This window comes from Klebsiella sp. RHBSTW-00484 (genome assembly GCF_013705725.1).
Classification (GTDB): Bacteria; Pseudomonadota; Gammaproteobacteria; order Enterobacterales; family Enterobacteriaceae; genus Klebsiella.
On sequence record NZ_CP055481.1, the window covers coordinates 4,642,231 to 4,660,713 of the forward strand.

The 18,483-nt window shown below is 50.5% G+C and carries 18 protein-coding genes and 2 pseudogenes; 8 read left to right on the forward strand and 12 right to left on the reverse strand.

The features are described from left to right. Positions 1–267 precede the first annotated feature (267 nt). The 3 genes from tomB (at position 268) to maa (ending at position 1,600) form a co-directional block, all read left to right on the forward strand. Complete coding sequence (tomB, locus tag HV213_RS21880) at positions 268–642, forward strand: Hha toxicity modulator TomB (protein ID WP_181483283.1); 375 nt, start codon at positions 268–270, stop codon at positions 640–642. A gap of 26 nt (positions 643–668) precedes the next feature. Beyond that, positions 669–887 carry an HHA domain-containing protein gene (locus tag HV213_RS21885; RefSeq protein WP_110273703.1) on the forward strand — a complete coding sequence of 73 codons (219 nt, stop codon included), beginning with the start codon at positions 669–671 and terminating at the stop codon, positions 885–887. A gap of 146 nt (positions 888–1,033) precedes the next feature. Next, on the forward strand, positions 1,034–1,600 hold the full coding sequence (maa, locus tag HV213_RS21890) for a maltose O-acetyltransferase (RefSeq protein WP_181483284.1): 567 nt from the start codon (positions 1,034–1,036) through the stop codon (positions 1,598–1,600). On the opposite strand, the pseudogene HV213_RS33335 reads toward maa, so the two are convergent. Next, positions 1,569–1,676 (reverse strand): annotated as a pseudogene (locus tag HV213_RS33335) (hypothetical protein); the annotation flags it as partial. The gene maa and the pseudogene HV213_RS33335 sit on opposite strands and share 32 nt — an antisense overlap. A gap of 62 nt (positions 1,677–1,738) precedes the next feature. Between HV213_RS33335 and HV213_RS21895 the strand changes: the two are divergent. Further along, positions 1,739–2,206: a YlaC family protein gene (locus HV213_RS21895; protein ID WP_110273705.1), complete on the forward strand. Its 468-nt coding sequence runs from the start codon at positions 1,739–1,741 to the stop codon at positions 2,204–2,206. Here HV213_RS21895 and pdxR read toward each other — a convergent pair. Beyond that, complete coding sequence (gene pdxR / locus HV213_RS21900; protein ID WP_181483285.1) at positions 2,184–3,638, reverse strand: MocR-like pyridoxine biosynthesis transcription factor PdxR; 1,455 nt, start codon at positions 3,636–3,638, stop codon at positions 2,184–2,186. The genes HV213_RS21895 and pdxR overlap by 23 nt on opposite strands. Positions 3,639–3,739: 101 nt before the next feature. Between pdxR and HV213_RS21905 the strand changes: the two genes are divergently transcribed. After that, positions 3,740–4,447, forward strand: coding sequence for a GNAT family N-acetyltransferase (locus HV213_RS21905; RefSeq protein ID WP_181483286.1), 708 nt, complete (start codon positions 3,740–3,742; stop codon positions 4,445–4,447). Here HV213_RS21905 and ykgO read toward each other — a convergent pair. The 3 genes from ykgO to HV213_RS21920 form a co-directional block, all read right to left on the reverse strand. Continuing rightward, on the reverse strand, positions 4,444–4,584 hold the full coding sequence (gene ykgO, locus HV213_RS21910; RefSeq protein WP_003859006.1) for a type B 50S ribosomal protein L36: 141 nt from the start codon (positions 4,582–4,584) through the stop codon (positions 4,444–4,446). The genes HV213_RS21905 and ykgO overlap by 4 nt on opposite strands. Further along, positions 4,584–4,847, reverse strand: a complete 264-nt coding sequence (locus HV213_RS21915) for a type B 50S ribosomal protein L31 (protein WP_110273708.1) — start codon at positions 4,845–4,847, stop codon at positions 4,584–4,586. The genes ykgO and HV213_RS21915 overlap by 1 nt, the downstream gene beginning before the upstream one ends. Positions 4,848–4,958: 111 nt before the next feature. Then, positions 4,959–6,032 carry a LacI family DNA-binding transcriptional regulator gene (locus HV213_RS21920; RefSeq protein ID WP_181483287.1) on the reverse strand — a complete coding sequence of 358 codons (1,074 nt, stop codon included), beginning with the start codon at positions 6,030–6,032 and terminating at the stop codon, positions 4,959–4,961. Positions 6,033–6,299: 267 nt separating this feature from the next. Between HV213_RS21920 and HV213_RS21925 the strand changes: the two genes are divergently transcribed. After that, a complete protein-coding gene (locus HV213_RS21925) occupies positions 6,300–7,571 on the forward strand; it encodes a maltoporin (protein WP_181483288.1) in 1,272 nt (423 codons plus the stop codon). 124 nt (positions 7,572–7,695) lie between these two features. Here HV213_RS21925 and HV213_RS21930 read toward each other — a convergent pair whose 3' ends face one another. From HV213_RS21930 to HV213_RS21955, 6 genes are all read right to left on the reverse strand, one after another. Further along, positions 7,696–8,010: a glucose PTS transporter subunit EIIB gene (locus tag HV213_RS21930; RefSeq protein ID WP_181483289.1), complete on the reverse strand. Its 315-nt coding sequence runs from the start codon at positions 8,008–8,010 to the stop codon at positions 7,696–7,698. A 64-nt stretch (positions 8,011–8,074) separates the two neighbouring features. After that, positions 8,075–10,132, reverse strand: a complete 2,058-nt coding sequence (locus tag HV213_RS21935; RefSeq protein ID WP_181483290.1) for a beta-galactosidase — start codon at positions 10,130–10,132, stop codon at positions 8,075–8,077. Positions 10,133–10,163: 31 nt separating this feature from the next. Next, positions 10,164–11,366, reverse strand: coding sequence for a glycoside hydrolase family 53 protein (locus HV213_RS21940; RefSeq protein ID WP_181483291.1), 1,203 nt, complete (start codon positions 11,364–11,366; stop codon positions 10,164–10,166). A 4-nt stretch (positions 11,367–11,370) separates the two neighbouring features. After that, on the reverse strand, positions 11,371–12,222 hold the full coding sequence (locus HV213_RS21945) for a sugar ABC transporter permease (protein ID WP_112214163.1): 852 nt from the start codon (positions 12,220–12,222) through the stop codon (positions 11,371–11,373). A 9-nt stretch (positions 12,223–12,231) separates the two neighbouring features. Further along, positions 12,232–13,539 (reverse strand): carbohydrate ABC transporter permease, encoded by a 1,308-nt coding sequence (locus HV213_RS21950; protein WP_181483292.1) that lies wholly within the window; start codon positions 13,537–13,539, stop codon positions 12,232–12,234. A gap of 55 nt (positions 13,540–13,594) precedes the next feature. Continuing rightward, positions 13,595–14,827: a maltodextrin ABC transporter substrate-binding protein gene (locus HV213_RS21955; protein WP_181483293.1), complete on the reverse strand. Its 1,233-nt coding sequence runs from the start codon at positions 14,825–14,827 to the stop codon at positions 13,595–13,597. Positions 14,828–15,180: 353 nt separating this feature from the next. On the opposite strand from HV213_RS21955, the gene HV213_RS21960 reads away from it, so the two are divergent. Together HV213_RS21960 and HV213_RS21965 are read left to right on the forward strand one after the other, a co-directional pair. Beyond that, positions 15,181–16,290, forward strand: a complete 1,110-nt coding sequence (locus HV213_RS21960) for an ABC transporter ATP-binding protein (RefSeq protein ID WP_181483294.1) — start codon at positions 15,181–15,183, stop codon at positions 16,288–16,290. Positions 16,291–16,548: 258 nt separating this feature from the next. Beyond that, positions 16,549–18,135, forward strand: a pseudogene (locus tag HV213_RS21965) (EAL domain-containing protein). A 2-nt stretch (positions 18,136–18,137) separates the two neighbouring features. Here HV213_RS21965 and HV213_RS21970 read toward each other — a convergent pair. After that, on the reverse strand, positions 18,138–18,410 hold the full coding sequence (locus HV213_RS21970) for a metal-sensing transcriptional repressor (protein WP_110273719.1): 273 nt from the start codon (positions 18,408–18,410) through the stop codon (positions 18,138–18,140). Positions 18,411–18,483: the final 73 nt, after the last annotated feature.

Consider the following 18,483-nt stretch of genomic DNA (forward strand, 5'->3'; position numbering starts at 1 on the left):
TAAAATACTCAGCTAACTCGATGAAATATAAGGTTTGCTTTCATTTTTTCCGTTGAAACTAATGTTGCTATATAATAAAGCGCACAGTGTTTAAGATAAATTAACCGTGATAATTGTAATTTTTCGTAATAGCACGGTGAAATCTTTTTGAGAGTGGATTATAGTTAAAACAGCAAGATTACATTGTATGTGTCAGGTCTGTTAGTCGTGTTCATCCCACAACGGTGCTGTTAGTCGTCGTTTAAACCACTTAAAAGGGGATGTTTTATGGACGAATACTCGCCAAAAAGACATGATATTGCGCAGCTTAAATTTCTCTGCGAAACCCTGTATCATGACTGTCTTGCAAACCTTGATGAGAGCAACCATGGCTGGGTTAATGACCCGACTTCGGCTGTGAATCTTCAACTAAATGAATTGATCGAGCACATTGCCGCATTCGCACTTAATTATAAAATTAAGTATGCTGAGGATAATAAACTGATTACTCAGCTTGACGAATACCTGGATGACACTTTCGTGCTGTTCAGCAACTACGGCATTAACACAGCAGATCTACAGAAATGGCGCAAATCAGGCAATCGGTTATTTCGTTGCTTCGTGAACGCCAGTCGGGAAAACCCGGCAAGTCTTTCTTGTTAGTATTATTACAATCAAAGGGTGAATTTATGTCTGATAAAACATTAACCAAAATAGACTATTTGATGCGTTTACGACGCTGTCAGACAATTGATACGCTGGAACGCGTAATTGAAAAAAACAAATATGAACTTCCCGATAATGAACTGACGGTATTTTACTCAGCAGCCGACCATCGTCTTGCTGAATTGACGATGAATAAACTGTACGACAAGATCCCTCCTTCAGTTTGGAAATTTATCCGCTAATATATTTCAAGTGAAAGACAAGCAACAGGTAGCGCCTCCCCCTTCAACAGCAATAATTGTGATATCAATCACATATATTAGCAAGTGGCGCATATGAAACCGGTTTCTTTTTATACTATGGCGGCATTTACGATAAGGAAAGCCCCATGAGTGAAGAGAAACATAAAATGATTGCCGGTGAGCTGTATCTACCCGGTGATGCTATCTTGCGAGCAGACCGTCTGCGTGCCAGGCAACTGCTGCATCGTTACAATCATTCAGCACCGGAAGAGCGTGAATTACGCAAATCATTACTGGCCGATCTCTTTGGTCAAGCTAATGATGCCTATATTGAACCCACCTTCCGCTGTGACTATGGTTACAATATTTTCCCGGGTAAAAATTTCTACGCTAACTTTGATTGCGTCATGCTGGATGTCTGCCCAATTCATATTGGTGATAACTGTATGCTGGCTCCCGGCGTACATATCTACACCGCAACTCATCCACTGGATGCCAGCGAACGCAACAGCGGTAAAGAGTACGGCAAACCGGTGGTCATCGGTCACAATGTCTGGATTGGCGGTCGGGCAGTCATCAATCCCGGAATCACCATTGGCGACAATGCCGTCATTGCGTCCGGCTCCGTGGTGGTGAAAAATGTCCCCGCGAATGCCGTCGTTGGCGGAAACCCGGCACAAATCATAAAAATGCAGCCAAGCGAAGGACTGTAACTGTTATGCTTTTTCGCAACTGATCTGTTACTTTCCCCTGTGATTTACGCAACATAAAATAGCCTTCAGGCTGAGCCCAAAATCGCATATTGTTCTTCAGGTATGCAGCCGGGCTCTTAGCAGAATTTGGGGAATAAGATGACAGAAATACAGCTGCTGCTGAAGAACACCATTGATGAACTTAATGTGAAGGAGAAACGCGACAACCGTCCGCGTTTTAGTATCAGCTTTATTCGCAATCATCCATGGCTGTTTGTCGCAATGTATGCCGCCTTCCTGGCTACGCTCATCGTGATGCTACGTTCAGAAACATTGGTAGATTCTGTCTGGCTGTTAATCGTGCTGTTCGTCCTGCTCAACGGCTTCTTCTTCTTTGACGTCTATCCGCGCTATCGCTATGAAGACATTGATGTACTGGACTTTCGCGTTTGTTACAACGGCGAGTGGTATAACACGCGGTACGTCCCGGGCCAACTGATCGAGAGAATCCTGCAATCACCGCGCGTCGCCGGTGAACAAAAGGCTCAGTTGCAAAAAATGGTCGATACCAAGGGTGAACTTTCGTTTTACGATGTGTTTTCCCTTACCCGCGCCGGCACTGCGTAATAAGACGATTTAGCGTCCGCACCGCAGGAATGAAATGCGAAGCGGACGTATTACCGTAGCCCAAAACCAGTCCACTTTTCGCATTTTTAGCATCAAGATAAAAACGGCTTAATGCCGCTGGTGCCTGCTGAAACTGGCGAGCCAGCTGAACAAGTGCTTCATCATCAATGCCTTCGATAGCGACCGTCAAATGCAACCCACCTTCTCCACTAAAGAGCTCATAAGGTACCTTAAGCTCCTCTGCCAAAACCTCCCGTAATTGCTGCTGACGTTTACGATACAAACGACGCATAGCCGCAAGATGGCGCGCGTAGTGTCCCTCTTCGATAAATAACGCCAACGCCCGTTGCTCCACCCGGTGTCCACCGCGCAATAGTGCACCAATCGCGCCCTGAGCCGCATCAGCCAACGCTGAGGGCATCACCACAAAACCAATGCGTAGCGCGGGAAACAACGTTTTGCTGAAGGTCCCGAGATACACTACCGGTGCCTGTTTGACCATTCCCAACATTGCCGGAATCGGTTCGCCGCTGTAGCGAAACTCACTGTCGTAATCATCTTCAATAATCCACGTATTATGCTGGCGCGCATACTCAAGCAGCGCCAGTCGTCGCCCTGCACTCATTACCGCGCCACAAGGATATTGATGTGAAGGTGAAGTGAAGATCAATCGCGGGGCCTTACTCTCATCACTCATATCAGGGCGCATACCTTCACAATCCACCGGCATGCCCTTCATATGAAGTCCAGCTTTAAGAAACATGCTTTTGGCCCCCAGGTAGCCAGGCTCTTCCACCCAGGCAGTATCCCCGGCTTCGCTCAGTAAATGCGTGCATAAATTGATACCTTCCAGCGCTCCCTCCGTAATCACAATTTGCCGGGCATCACAGCGAATCCCTCGCGTCAGCGCCAAATGACGGGCAATTGCCTCACGCAGCGCAGGTTCACCTTGCGCATCACCGTAACCCAACAACGCGGTCCCCTCTTCACGCAATATTCTGTCGAGAAGCCGACGCCAGATGGGGAGAGGAAAATAGTTAACCGCAGGCATTCCTGGCGTAAAGATCAGCGTGGGTGAATCACGCCGAGTACCTCCTGGTAACGCCTGTAAGCGCTCGGGAAGCGCGATTGCATACACCTCAACATCACGCTCTCCCTGCGACGTCAAAGGCGCTACGTGTGTCCCCTGACGGCTACGTAGCAAATAGCCCTCGATGGCCAATTGCTCAAGCGCGCTGTTGATCGTGTTACGCGAAAGCCCCAACCGCTGCGCCATCGCACGTGAGCCAGGTAAACGGCTATTGCCCACCAGTCGCCCCTGTAAAACGGCCTCACGCAGCAGTTGATACAGCGTACGCTGCAAGGTTTCATTCCCTCTGCTGCGCAGACCGTGCTCCAGCAAAGTAAAAAATGCATCATCTGGAATATTCATCGCGGCTCCTCGTGGCACCATAAAAATATACTCTTATGGCACTTTTTATGGAACCAAAGAGCTCTTAATCTCATTGCATTCGCCCAAACAAGGAAAATCGCATGAGCCTGCTTAACCAATTTAATCAACCTGTTGGTGTTGCCCTGCCCGACTGGCAACCTCGGCCTCACCCCGAAAGACAAAGCCTGCAAGGGCGTTGTTGCCACCTTGAGCCTTTAAGTACACAACACGCCAGCGCGCTGTTCGCCGCCCACCAGCTCGCCCCAGATACACGCAGTTGGACATGGTTGCTGCGCGAACCAGATAACAGCGTTGAGGAATACCGTACGTGGATTGATAGCGTTGCCGGACTGGCCGACCCCATTCACTTTGCGGTGATTGATGAGCGGACAGGCCGACCCGTCGGGTCGCTGGCGCTGATGAGAATTGACGCAAAAAACGGCGTTGTTGAAGTCGGTCATGTCCACTTCTCACCGTTACTAAGCCGGACGGCAATGGCAACCGAAGCGCAGTGGCTGCTGATGCGTTACGTTTTTGATATTCTCGGCTACCGCCGCTATGAATGGAAATGCAACAGCCTGAACGAACCCTCACGCCGGGCGGCGCTACGTCTGGGGTTTCAGTATGAGGGGCGTTTTCGTCAGGCTCTGGTGATAAAAGGCCACAACCGCGATACCGACTGGTTTTCCATTATCGATGACGAATGGCCACAGATTGATAAGGCTATGCAGCAGTGGCTGGCCGCCGACAACTTCAACGACGGCCAACAGTTGCGCACGCTGGAGAGCTTCCGCAAACGGGTAAGTTAACGTCTTTTCTTACGCCCCTGCACGGCTTTAAAGCGGGGATTGCTTTTGCAAATCACGTACAGCCGCCCTTTGCGCTTAACTATCTGACAATCCGGGTGACGCTGTTTGGCGCTACGTAAAGAGTTGAGTACCTGCATTATTTGCTCCTTTTCGCATCAATAAAACCACCGAAGCGCTGGCGGAAGCGTGCGGTACTGCCTTCATTATTGAAAGCCTTCTGTTTACCGGTGTAATACGGATGCGATTTGGATGACACATCAAGCGTCACGTACGGATACGTCTCACCTTCGAGCTCAATCTCACGCTCGGTCCTGATGGTTGAACCGACTTTAAAGAATTCGTTGGCACTGGTGTCGTGAAAGACCACGGTACGATAGTGCGGATGAATGTTGGGTTTCATGGCGACCTCGATCATTACGTTATAACATAACAATACGGTACGCCGAGTTAATACAAAGATCAACCATGAGAACGAAAAGGGTAATGGGCGACGCAGGCCGCCCGTTGCGGATTAGGGATTCAGCTGATGCGCTAACGCCCGCAGCTGTTCGGCTATGGACTGCAGATCTTTACCGGGCTCTGTTTTCGGCCCCGTAGAGTGGCGAATAACCAGTCGTGCGGGGAGAATCGAAGATGTATGCAGCATTTCGTTATCACCGCTATCAAGGATGCGGCGCACAGCCTCTTTTCCTTGTAAATCGAGGTCTAGCGAAACGGTCGTCAGCGCCGGATAGAAGAATGAACTTTCATAGGTATCATCGTAACCAATCACCGATTTCTCCCCCGGGATCGGCACCTGATGCTGATGAAAAGCGCTCAGGACACCCAATGCCATCTGATCGTTTCCCACCAGCACCGCGGTGAAGTTCGGTGTCTCGCGCAGCATTTGCAGCGCACCGGCGTAACCGCTCTGTGCATCCCAGTTGCCACGAACCACTGTGACAGGTTGCAGGCCATAACCCTCAAGGGTTTCCATCCAGCTTTTCAAACGTAATTTCGCTGACACCGAGCTTTCCGGTCCGGCCAACAGGGCTATCTCACGGTGCCCCATCTCATAGAGATATTTGACGCTGGCTCGGGTGCCATCCGCTGGATTGAACGAAACGTTAAACACCGAGCTATAGGGGTCAACATCCAAAAAGAGACAGACAATGTCGTCGTTATCAGCGGCGATTTTCTGGGCTTCTTCGGTCTCCAGAGGCACGTTGATAATAACCTTGTTCACCAGTTGCGACTTCAGCTCATTGATCGAATCCTGGATACTTTGGTTGACGCTCTCATCAATCATCGAGATGAGTACCTGATAGCCTTCAACATTGGCATAGCGTTTTACCGCTGCCGCAACTTGTGAAGGAGCGTGTAAGGCCAGAGAAATCGTCACCAGGCCGACAGTATGGCTCTGCTTACCTACCAGCTGCTGTGCAAGGCGATTAGGCACATAGCGCAGCTCCTCAATAGATTTCTCCACCTTGCTACGCGTGGCTTTGGATACATTAGCAGACTTATTGAGTACCCTGGACACGGTCTGATAGGAGACGCCCGCGTGGCGGGCAACGTCTTCTAAAGTCGCGCTTTTAGACTTCATGGTCCGGTTCCTTATGTTGTTATCCCTGGATTGTAACAGGGGCAATATGAAAAAACGCTCACAGCAACATTCCCCTGATGACAATCACCATAAAAAGTACGACGCTCACAATACATTGAATTGTGAATGGACTCACCATCCGTAACAAAATACGCCTATTTATTTGCAGTTAATCACACTATGGCGATCATTCAATTGCCTGAATTTAGGTTTAGGCATTTTATGACATCGGTTATGTGAACGTAATACAAAAATAAGAGGATAGACATGAACACTACGCTGCGCACACTCTCCGTTGCGTTGGCCGCTGCGCTGATTTCACCATCCGTGTTGGCTGCTTCCGCCGCTGTCCCAGGTATCGATTTTCATGGTTATATGCGCGCCGGGGTTGGGGTCTCCGGTGATGGTAGTCAGGCTGAATGGCAAAAAAACAAAATAGGCCGTCTGGGTAACGAATCCGATACCTATGGTGAGCTGGAGTTAGGCTCAGAGGTCTACAAGAAAAACGATGTTAGCTTCTACCTCGATAGTATGGTCAGCATGGTCTCTGACGGCTCCAACGATAACGAAACCACGCTGGATGACGATGCGCAGTTTGGTCTGCGTCAGTTGAACCTGCAAATTAAAGGCTTGGTCCCTGGCGATCCAAATGCGGTCATTTGGGGCGGTAAACGCTACTATCAGCGCCACGATCTACACATCATCGATACCAAATACTGGAACATTTCCGGCTCCGGTGCGGGACTTGAAAACTACACTCTCGGTCCTGGTGCCGTCTCCTTTGCCTGGATCCGCGGCGACGCGAATGACGTTGATTACCGCGTCGATGGCGACAGTGATGTAAACATTAACTATCTCGACCTGCGCTATGCTGGCTGGAAACCGTGGTCTGGTGCCTGGACGGAATTTGGTATCGACTATGCGATGCCGAACACCACTAAAAAGCAGGATACCTACGGAGGACTGTATGATGCTGAAAATGGCGTCATGCTGACCGGTGAAATCAGCCAGGACATGCTGGGTGGTTACAATAAAATGGTTCTGCAATACGCCAACAAAGGACTGGCGCAGAACATGGTCTCCCAGGGCGGCGGTTGGTACGACATGTGGAACTACGTCAATGACGCCACCGGATATCGCGTTATTAATACCGGTTTAATTCCGATTACCGACAAGTTCTCTATTAACCATGTTCTGACTTGGGGCTCTGCGGACAACATTACTGAATACACGGATAAAACACGTATGCTGTCGCTGGTCGCTCGCGGACAGTATCAGTTCACCGAATACGTGCGCCTGATTGGCGAAGTGGGCGGTTTCTATCAAAAAGACAGCTACAAGAACAATACCGAATACAAACAGGCCGGTGAAAAATACACCATTGCGCTGGGCCTGGCCGATGGCCCTGACTTTATGTCACGCCCGGAACTGCGTATTTTCGCTTCATATTTGAATGATTCTGAAAATGGCAAACCATTCGAAGATCAGACTGCCAATAATACGTGGAACTTTGGCGTACAGGTAGAAGCCTGGTGGTAATGATATTTAAACGTGTTTTATCTCCAACTGTAAGGTCGTTAATTACCCTCCGGTAATGATTATTGCCATTGAATAACTTGTTATATTTTCGGGATAACCCATTATTGCGTTATCCCATTTTATTTTATTTAAGACTTGCAAAGTACTCGTCAAGTAATTGTCGTAAAGCATCCGACTGCTTACCGAAAATAGCATGCACCTGCTGCCCCAGAATAATAACCCCCAGCGCACCCTGCTGCTGTAATGCCTGAGAATCAACAATCGCCAGGTTATTCACCGTGACGCGTAAACGGGTAATACAGGCATCAACATGAATAATATTCGACTCACCGCCGAAAGCCTGAATCAAAGATTCAATCTGTTGTTGCTCCGCTATACTCAAAGGCACCGCGGGGCGGGGTTGGGAGAAATAATTCAGAAAGGATTTTAAACTCACCATAATAGACTCCTGATAAGCAGATAAAAAAACGCCTGCTCAAAGAGCAGGCGCGGGTAAAGAGGTATTACGCGTTACGGCTAAGGATACGGCAATCCCATGCTGTTAAGGTCAATGGCGCATTCAGCGCCGCACCGGTCAGGATATCCTGGTAACCCTGCGGCAGCGTAATGCTATGTTGCTGCGTACTGTAGTTTTGCAGGAATACATAGGTGGTTTCGCCATCAGTTCGCGCAGTTGCCACGACCCCCGGCGGCAAATCAGCCTCAACGGCACGCGGCAGCGCCAATTCTTTGCATATGGTAGCGAAGAAATCCCGCTGGAAGGCAAGATCGTTACGTGAAGCAACGTGCCAGGCCTTACCTTTACCGAAATGATTGACGGTAACCGCTGGTCTTCCGGCATAAAAATCATCGCGGTATGTCGCCAGCGGCTCCGCGGCTTCAGTATGAATCAGTTCACACAGGTGGCGTACCTGATACGGCCCCTGCAATCCGCCTTTATTCCCCGCCAGTCCTTGCACCAGGTTATGTTCACCATCGTTCAGGCAGTCGATCTCTTCCGCCCAAATGCCCAACAGCTTACGTAATGGGCCAGGGAAGCCGCCGAGATGGCACAGATCAGTTTCGTTAACGATACCCGTCCAGTATGTTGTAACTAACTGACCGCCGTTGGCGACGAAATCTTCGGCGCGCTCGGCGAATCCCTCTCGTACCATGTACAGCATAGGTGCAATAACCAGCTGATAGGCGCTCAGGTCAACATCCGCATCGATAATATCGACGGCGATCCCCTGCTCCCAGAATGGACGATAGTGTTCGTTGACGGTATTTTCATACTCCATCCCGAGATTACGCGGTCCCTGGGCATCATCCAGCGCCCAGCGGTTTTGCTGGTCAAAGATAATCGCCACTTTGGCATCCGTCCGGCAACCCACCACGCCCGGCAACTTGCTTAACATATCGCCGAGCTTAGTCACTTCACGGCCTACTCGAGTATCCAGGTGGCCTACGTGATCGATAATCGCCCCGTGGAATTTTTCTACCGAACCACGGCTTTTGCGCCACTGGAAATACTGCACCGAATCAGCACCGTGCGCGACGGCCTGGATAGAAGAAAGAATATGCATTCCCGGCTTTTTCAGCTTGCTGGTCGGCTGCCAGTTAGTCGAGCTCGGCGTTGATTCCATCAGCACAAACGGTTTACCGCCCTTCAGGCTGCGCATCATGTCGTGATACATGGCGGTATAGCAAGCCAGCGTGGTTTCATCTTTATCACGGTGCCACATGGGATAGCTATCCCATGAGATGAAGTCCAGCGCCTGCGCCAGCTGCCAGTAGTCGTAATCGTAAAAATACTCCATGAAGTTGGTTGTCACCGGCAGTTCAGCATTCGCTGCTTTCAGAGGGGCCACTTCATGGTGGCAGAAGTCAGTCACCTGCGCGGTGTTGAAACGATGCCAGTCAAGGTTAAGACCATGAATTGAGACTTCCCCCTGCGGGGCTGGAGATTCAATCTGCGACCAGTCGCTGTAGGTATGACTCCAGAAAGTGCTCCACCACGCGTGGTTGAGATTATCCAGGGTTTCATAACGCGCCTTCAGCCAGTCACGGAACCGCTCCTGACACAGCCCGCAGTGGCACTCACCGCCGTATTCGTTGGAGATATGCCAGCCCAGCACCGCCGGGTGTTGTGAGTAACGATCCGCCAGCAGCGTGTTGATTTTTAGGGTTTTCTCACGATAAACCGGTGATGACATGCAGTGGTTATGGCGTCCACCGTGCAGCGCAGGCACCCGATCGCGACCAACGCGTAGCACCTGAGGATACTTCTGCGACATCCACGCCGGACGCGCGCCGCTTGGGGTGGCGAGATAGACATGAATTCCGGCGGCATACAGTTTATCGAGAATACTGTCCAGCCAGCCAAACTCAAATACGCCTTCCTGAGGTTCAAGCTTCGCCCAGCTAAATATCCCCACCGACATCACATTACATTTTGCCTGCTGCATCATAGCAATATCTTTGTCGATAATATCGGGATAATTCTCCCACTGCTCTGGGTTATAGTCAGCGCCATGCAATAGCGCATTAACCTTAGGACTTAAAGGCGCAAATTTTTTCATAATAAACATCCTGAAGTTTAAAGCTGAATGATTAATTAAATACCTTCATCGATGGCAATGCTTTTCCCTGGCAATCAAACAGCGCCTGATTTTCCCGGGCATTGCCCTCTTTCCACTCATCGTGGATATATTTCATTCCGGCAGGTGTCGCCCAGGTATTTCCCGGCACAGCGATCCACGTCGGCTCCCAATAAAAAATACCTTTTCCGCGATGTTCCGGCACGTCGATAACGGCCTGCATTAAATCGTGAATATAATTATATTGTCCTTGTACGGTCGCCGGATAACCGCCATCCTTTTCCTCTTTCGCCTGGAAACTATTTTCCGCGTTATCGCAGTTCTCCAGGGTATAAGCGTAAGCGGCTTCAACAACAATCACATCTTTGTTATAGCGCTTGCTGATATCGTCCATATTGGCTTTCAACGCGCTAATCGGGCCATTCCAGTAGGTGTACATCGACAGACCGATAATGTCGTAAGGCACGTTGTGCTTGCTGATTTCATCAAACCACCAGCGGAAGGTATCGTTTTTGGTTCCTTCTGCCAGATGAAGCATAATTTTCACCTGCTCGCCGTCGGTGAGGTTTTCTTTCAGGCCATCAATAGCCGCGTTAAGCAGTCCTGCGAGGCGATCGAACTCACCACCGCCCTGCCCCCAGCTTTTACCCTCCGGCCACAGCATACCGCCGTTAATCTCGTTACCGATCTGCACCATATCCGGCAGCACGCCCTCCTGTTTAAAGCGGGCAATCGTGTCGCGGGTGTAGTCGTGGATGGTGGTTTTCAGCTGTGGATAGTCCATTTTATCCCAGGCTTTCGGCTTGAACTGCTTACCCGGATCGGTCCAGAAATCGCTGTAGTGGAAATCGAGCAGCAACTTCATACCCTGTGCTTTTACACGCTTTGCCAGCGCCAGCGTTGCCGCCAGATCGTTATCACCGCCACCGTATCCCTGGCCCTGAACATCTTTAGGATCAACCCACAGACGCAGGCGAACATAATTCACGCCATCGGCCTTCAAAATCGCGATCGGATCCTGCTGCTGATTATTGTGGTTATAAAACTTTGCCCCGTGCTTTTCCGCATCCAGCAACGTGGAAATATCCGCACCTTTAATAAAATCAGCGGGCATATTGTTGAACGCCTTCGTTTGCAGCGCATCGGCGGCAAACGTACTGGCGGAGAAACAGCATGCCAGAGAAACAGCAAGCCACGCGGGTGTTAATCTTTTCATGAGGTTATCCTTTTGTACTGCCAGAGGTCAGGCCGGAAACAAAGTATTTTTGCAGCGCCAGATAGAGAATCGCGACCGGGACGGCAATCAGCACCGCTCCCGCCGCATAAGTGGTGTAGCTGGCACCCATTTTCTGCGCCACCAGGTTGTACAGGCCGATCGGCAGCGTGTACTTATCCGGGGTACGCAGGATAGTGCTGGAGAGAATAAAATCCCCCAGCGGGCCGGTGAACGAGAACAGCGCCACCACCGCGAGGATCGGCTTTGACAGCGGCATGATGATTTCGAAAAAAATGCGGAAGCTGCTGGCGCCATCCATACGTGCGGACTCATCCAGATCTTTAGGGATCGCATCCAGATATCCCTTCATAAGCCAGGTATTCATCGGGATCATGCCGCCAACGTAGATCAGCACCAGCGCCAGATGGCTGTTGATCAGCCCCAGCAACTGCGACAAAACAAAGATCGCAATTAGCGCCGAGAACTGCGGGATCATCTGTAGTAACAGGAACAGCATCAGCCCATTCTGTCGTCCTTTGAAACGAAAACGAGAGAACGCGTAGGCGGTGAAGCTCACGCTGATTAAGGTCAGCACCATGGTCATGAAACTGATCTTCATCGAATTCCAGTACCAGGTCAGGTAGTTCACATTGCCATTAAACAGGTCGGCGTAATGCTGGAACGACAGGTTCTCTGGAATAATCGACGTACTCAGCAGACTATTCCCGGCGTTCAGTGATGCCCCTACCGTCCATACCAACGGGTAGATGATGATCGTCGACACCAGGATTACCACCAGCCAGGTCAGTGACAGGCGAATCCACTTTTCGCGTTTAATACTCGGTGATTTAGCCATTTTCTTCCCTTACGCCATGTCGTCGTTTTTGAAGGATTTAGTGGCGCGGAACTGCCACAACGCCAGGCCGACAACGAAAATCGACAGCAGGATCGTAATGGTGGCCGCGATGGCGTATTGCGAAGACGACATCGTCAATTTATAAATCCACGACACCAGAATATCCGTACCCCCAGCATTGGAACCCGCCACCGCAGGGCCACCGTTGTTGAACAGATAGATGATGTTGAAGTTGTTAAAGTTGAAGGTGTACTGGGTGATGATGATCGGCGCAATCGAGTACAGCACCAGCGGCAGAGTAATGGTGCGCAGGCGGGTGTACGCGCTTGCGCCGTCCATGGTGGCCGCTTCATAAAGATCGTCCGGTATCGCCTGCAGTACGCCGGTAGTCATGGCGAAAACAAACGGGAAGCCCAGCCAGGTCTGCATCATGATCAGCGCAGTCTTGGTCCAGAACGGATCGGTCAGCCACGCCTTCGGGCTGATGCCGAAGAAGGATAAAATCGCGTTATTAATCACCCCGAACGAATCGTTGAACATCCCGGCAAAAACCAGAATTGTCACGAACCCCGGCACCGCCCACGGCAGAATAAAAATAGTACGAATCATCGGCTTAAAGCGCAGATCTTTCTGGTTGACCAGAATAGCCAGCAGCACACCGACGGTACATTGCAACGTCGTCGCCAGTAAAGTCCACACCACTGTCCACTGCAACACATCAAAGAAGGTTGAGCGCCAGATGGATAATGTGAAGATGTTGATGAAGTTTTTGAACCCGACCCAATCCACCAGCTTCGCCGGCGGCGTGTGGTAAAGGTTGTAGTTGGTAAAGGCAATGGCAAAACCAAACAAAATCGGGAAGATGACGACAAACACCAGTAGAATAAAGCCGGGGCTAATCATCAGATAGGGAAAACCGTCTCTGAGCAGCATCTGATACTGCTTGCGCACGCTATTTAGCGCCATGCCCTCATCGCGCTTTTTGCCATTTACCCAGGCATCGCGCAGCGAGAGAAAATAGACCAGCAGGCCAAAGGCGACAATCAGTACGCTGATAATCCCTTCCGCCAGCAGGAAAATAGAATTATCCCGCGGAACCTCTTCGCCTAAGGTATATAGCCCCCATAAGCCCTCGCTGAGAAAATCATAAAAAACGCTCATAAAGCTACTCAGCAGCACCAGGAAGACAATCCCCTTCAACCACTGACGGTGATAAAACTGCCCAAAACCCGGCACGATAGCCAGCAACAGGCCGCACCACGCATGGCGTCCTGCGCCGCGCACCTCGGCAATATTTTCGCTGGGATTGATAATCACACACGACTCCTTCTGAAAACGGGAGGAGTACCTCCCGTTCTGTTACATCACCTGATTATTGATTGCTGGCCTGCATCGCTTCGATCTGCATCTTGATCTGCTTCTCAGCCCCATCAAGCGCCGCCTGCGGATCCTGTTTCCCGGTCAGACTAAGCTCCAGAGCGGCATTCGCCGGACCCCAGACTTCGCCCATTTCCGGAATGCCAGGCATCGCCGTCGCCCGCGCCGACTGCACGGCCACCGCGCTGGCCTTTTCGTCATTCTTAATCACCGGATCGTCAATCATCGCTTTCAACGGCGGGATTTCGCCGGTCGCGATATAGCGCGCTTTCACGTACTGCGGCTGGTTGATGAATTCGATGAACTGCTGCGCCAGAGCTTTGTCTTTGCTCCACGTCGAGACGACATAACCTTTCACACCGAGGAAGGAGCTCATTGGTTTGCCGTCCGGCAGCATCGGTAGCGGCACGACCCCGTAGTTGATGCCTGCTGCTTCATACGGCTGGAAGGCCCACGGACCGTTAATCACTGCCGCCGCTTTCTTCTCGGTGAACAGTGAATCGATAGCATTAAGTCCGTTATCCCCAAGGATCCCGGCCGGGAAAACCTTTTCGGCATAGAATTTTTTCAGGAAGGTGACCGCTTCCACCGCGCCAGGTTTATTCAGGCCAACGTCCTGCGGGTTAAAACCACCTTTGTCGTTCTTGCCGAAGATGTAGCCGCCCATTGGCCCGATAGCGCCCCAGCTGTAATAGATCTGATCAAACTTCGCCAACAGGCCGTATTTGCCCTCTTCGCGCTGTTTTTTCGAATAGTCGAACCACGCCTGCAGGCTATCCAGCGGCTGGGCAATCAGGTCTTTGTTGTAAATCAGCACCAGGGTTTCCACCGCTTTCGGCACGCCGTACAACACATTATCCATGTGGAAAGCGTTGATTGACGCAGGTGTGAAAACGTCTTGTTTTGCCTTGTCCAGCGTCAAAGGCGATAAAAGCCCCTGTACAACCGCGCCGCCTAGCTGATCGTTCGGGATAACCAGTACATCAGGGCCAATACCCGCCGGGCCATCAAGGCGCAGCTTTTCCAGCTGCTGGGCGTAAGGCATCTCCTGCACATTCACCTTAACGTTGTACTGCTTTTCAAAATCACTCACCGCGGTTTTGATACCGTCAGATTTCTTAATGTCTTCCCAGACGTTGAGCTGCCCAGCCGCGTGCGCCTGCAGACTCACTAACTGCCCGGCAGACAAAGTGGTAAGGATCAGTGCAGCAAGAGTATTCTTTTTCATTATCAACCTCATGTGAAGGTATAACAATTAAATGGTTTTTATTGAGTGGTACGACTTTTTGTAATGTTTAAACCTATTGATAAACGGTGATTCATGATGAAAACCACTGTCACATTGAATTTGTTATACGCTACGCTTTGAATGCGGATAAAACTACTGAAAGCTGCCAGTTGTGTGATCATGATTGCAGAAATGAAACATCACTGTATGGCGCAAAAACGCTGGAAGTTATAGTTATCACATGACTTTAGTGTCGTTGAGCATCGTCAGGCTGAATTGTTATACGTTATACAAAACCACATTACAGCCCTAATCCCAACGGCAAACAACGGCTACTAACCCGGGGAATGTTGATGTCCAATATACGACTGAGGAATGTCACCAAGCGGTTCGGCAGTACAGTGACGCTGCATCAGGTAAATCTTGATATTGAAGATGGTGAATTTGCGGTTTTCGTCGGCCCGTCCGGCTGCGGTAAATCTACGCTACTGCGCATGATTGCCGGACTCGAGGAGGTCAGCGACGGTGAAGTGCTGATTGGCGATGAAGTGATGAACGACGTGGTACCAGCCCATCGTGGCGTAGCGATGGTATTTCAGTCTTACGCGCTTTATCCGCATATGACGGTTGCGGAAAATATGGGCTATGGCCTTAAGGTCAATAAAGTCCCGAAAGATGAAATTCGCCGTCAGGTTGAGATGGTGGCAAAAACGCTGCAGCTTTCGCATCTGCTGGATCGTAAACCTAAACAGCTCTCAGGTGGCCAGCGCCAGCGCGTGGCGATTGGCCGCGCTATTGTGCGCAATCCGCGAGTGTTTATGTTTGATGAACCGCTCTCTAACCTTGATGCTGAATTACGCGTCGAGATGCGTCTGCATATCGCCAAACTACACCACGAACTCAAGACCACCATGGTCTATGTCACCCACGATCAGGTCGAAGCAATGACTCTGGCCGATAAAATAGTCGTAATGAACTACGGCAAAGTTGAGCAGATGGGCTCACCGATGTCGCTGTATTACAATCCGGTCAATAAATTCGTTGCAGGATTCATCGGTTCACCGAAAATGAACTTCCTTCCCGCCACGGTGACCGCCTGGCAGCCAGGCCAGCTCAGCGTGAAGATGGCGCAAGATCACCATCTGACGCTCAATATCACCACCTCGCCGCTGCTGCCTGGTGCCGCGGTTACGCTCGGTATTCGCCCTGAGCATCTCTCAACCAACGTGAACACAGGGACCGTCGTTGAGTTTCAATGTGAAGTGGTCGAGAGACTGGGCAACAATACCTATCTGTTCGGTCAGTGTTATGGCCATGATAACGTCAAAATCCTGCTGCCCGGCGACGTTCATTTCCGCCCATGGCAGAAAATTAGCGTTGCGTTCGACGATCGCTACTGCATGGTGTTCGATGAAAATGACCTGCGGATTAGCGCCGATATCTCTGCACCGGATGCCCATTAAGTACAACATCTGGCTGTCATGATTACGCTTTAGAATATGAATATATGCTGATAACCCTTATTGTCAGCATGCCAGCCCTCGTTTTTCTCCGCATCGCTCAAAGCGTTAAGCGCCGCGGATCATCCACTGTTTGCCCGAAATCGTCGGTATCTCGCGATTCGGGCTTTTTTATCCCGCGCAACTCTGATTTCCTGACCACTACGTTTTTTATCTTTCGCGTATACTCATCGAACCCCTCGATAAATTAAGGAAATACTCATGACGACCCGGCATCAAGTGAGTCTGGTTACAGGGGTCCTAATACTTGCCATTATTTTGCCTATAGTCCTGAGTATCTGGTTGGCAACCCAGCAGGCCAAAATGCAGTTTTACACCGAACTGGATAATTTTTCCGCCCGCGTTCTGGAGCGCGTTCAGCAGGTAGCCAACCAGGCACGAGAAGCGCTCAAGGAAGCGGATACCCACACGGCCGCCACCTGTAGCCCACAGCACTTACTCGAAATGCGGCGCATTGCCTATACCCATCGCTACGTGCAGGAGGTTCTGTGGTTACGCGATGGCATTCCGCAGTGCTCTTCTCTTGAGGATCACCAGGTTTCAGTAACCTTTCCGGTACCTGATCACATCACTAGCGACGGCTATCGTGCCTGGCTTACATCGGTTAACGACCTGGGCCTGCAACATAAAATGACGGCAATGGGCAGCGAGAATCATGTGGTGATGATTGATCCCACTTCGTTTATTGATGTGATTCCATTAGGCCAGGAAGAGATTCACACTCTCTTGTTCGGAACCAAGCGCAATCAGATTATTATCAGCAGTAAGCCGCTCAATGCGGTAGCCTGGGCGAAAATTAAACGCCTGGATGCCGATACGCTGACTATCAATAATACCGTTTATCGTATTCACACCATTCCCGAGCTGGGTCTGGCTATCGCCACCTGGTCATCCACGCTGCCATTACAGAAAAAACTCCATCAGCAGCTGATACTGTGGCTACCGATTGGTCTATTCACTAGCCTGCTGGCCTCGTTCCTGCTTCTTCGCTTGCTAAGAAGATTACGCTCACCGCGCTACGGGATGCTAGACGCCCTGCACTCCAACGCCATTCAGGTGTATTACCAACCCATAATTTCGCTACAAAGTGGAAAAATCGTTGGCGCTGAAGCGCTGGCGCGCTGGCAGCAACCGGATGGTAGCTTTTTATCGCCGGATATTTTTATTCCGCTTGCCGAACAGACCGGGCTTATCACCCGCTTAACGGAAGATATTGTCAGAAAAATCTTTACCGACCTTGGCCCCTGGTTACGCCAGCGTCCGGATATCCATATTGCGATTAATCTGTCGGTCGATGACTTGCGTTCGCCAAAGCTGCCGCAGCTTTTACGCGAACAGCTTCTTATCTGGAATATCCATGCCCAGCAAATCATCCTGGAAATTACCGAACGCGGTTTTGTTGATCCGCAAATCACCCTGCCGGTTATCGCGGGCTACCGCAAGGCAGGGCATCGTATCTCCATTGATGATTTCGGTACCGGCTACTCCAGCCTGAGCTATTTGCAAAAACTGGACGTTGATACTCTGAAAATCGATAAATCGTTTGTCGATACGCTGGAGTACAAACCGCTTACGCCGCACATTATCTAGATGGCGAAAGCGCTTAATCTGGCGACCGTTGCGGAAGGTGTGGAAACCGAAAGCCAGCGCGACTGGCTGCGCGATCATGGCGTGCAATATGCCCAAGGCTGGCTTTACAGCAAGGCTCTGCCGAAAGAGAAGTTTATCCTGTGGGCAGAGAATAACCTCAAAGCACACCCCACAGAGCCTGATGAAAATCGCGCCTGAATTCACTTCAGGTAGGATTTGACCACCTGCATGACCACTTCAAGATCGGCTTCACGCTGGCCTTCTTCTGGTTCTTTAACGACATGGTCCGTTAAGTGTCCCTGGATAACCTGCAACATCATACCGTTGACCGCCCCGCGGATCGCCGCAAGCTGCTGCAACACCTCTGCGCATTCATGTTCCCGATTGAGCATTTTCTCCAGCGCCGCACTTTGCCCCTGAATTTTCTTCAATCTGGTCAATAACATCTTCTTGTGACGAACGGTATGTGACATATCGCGATCCACTCTTGAATGAGTCAATTTTTGCCGCTAAAGGCCTTTGTATGGAATGACAACAGCATAACAT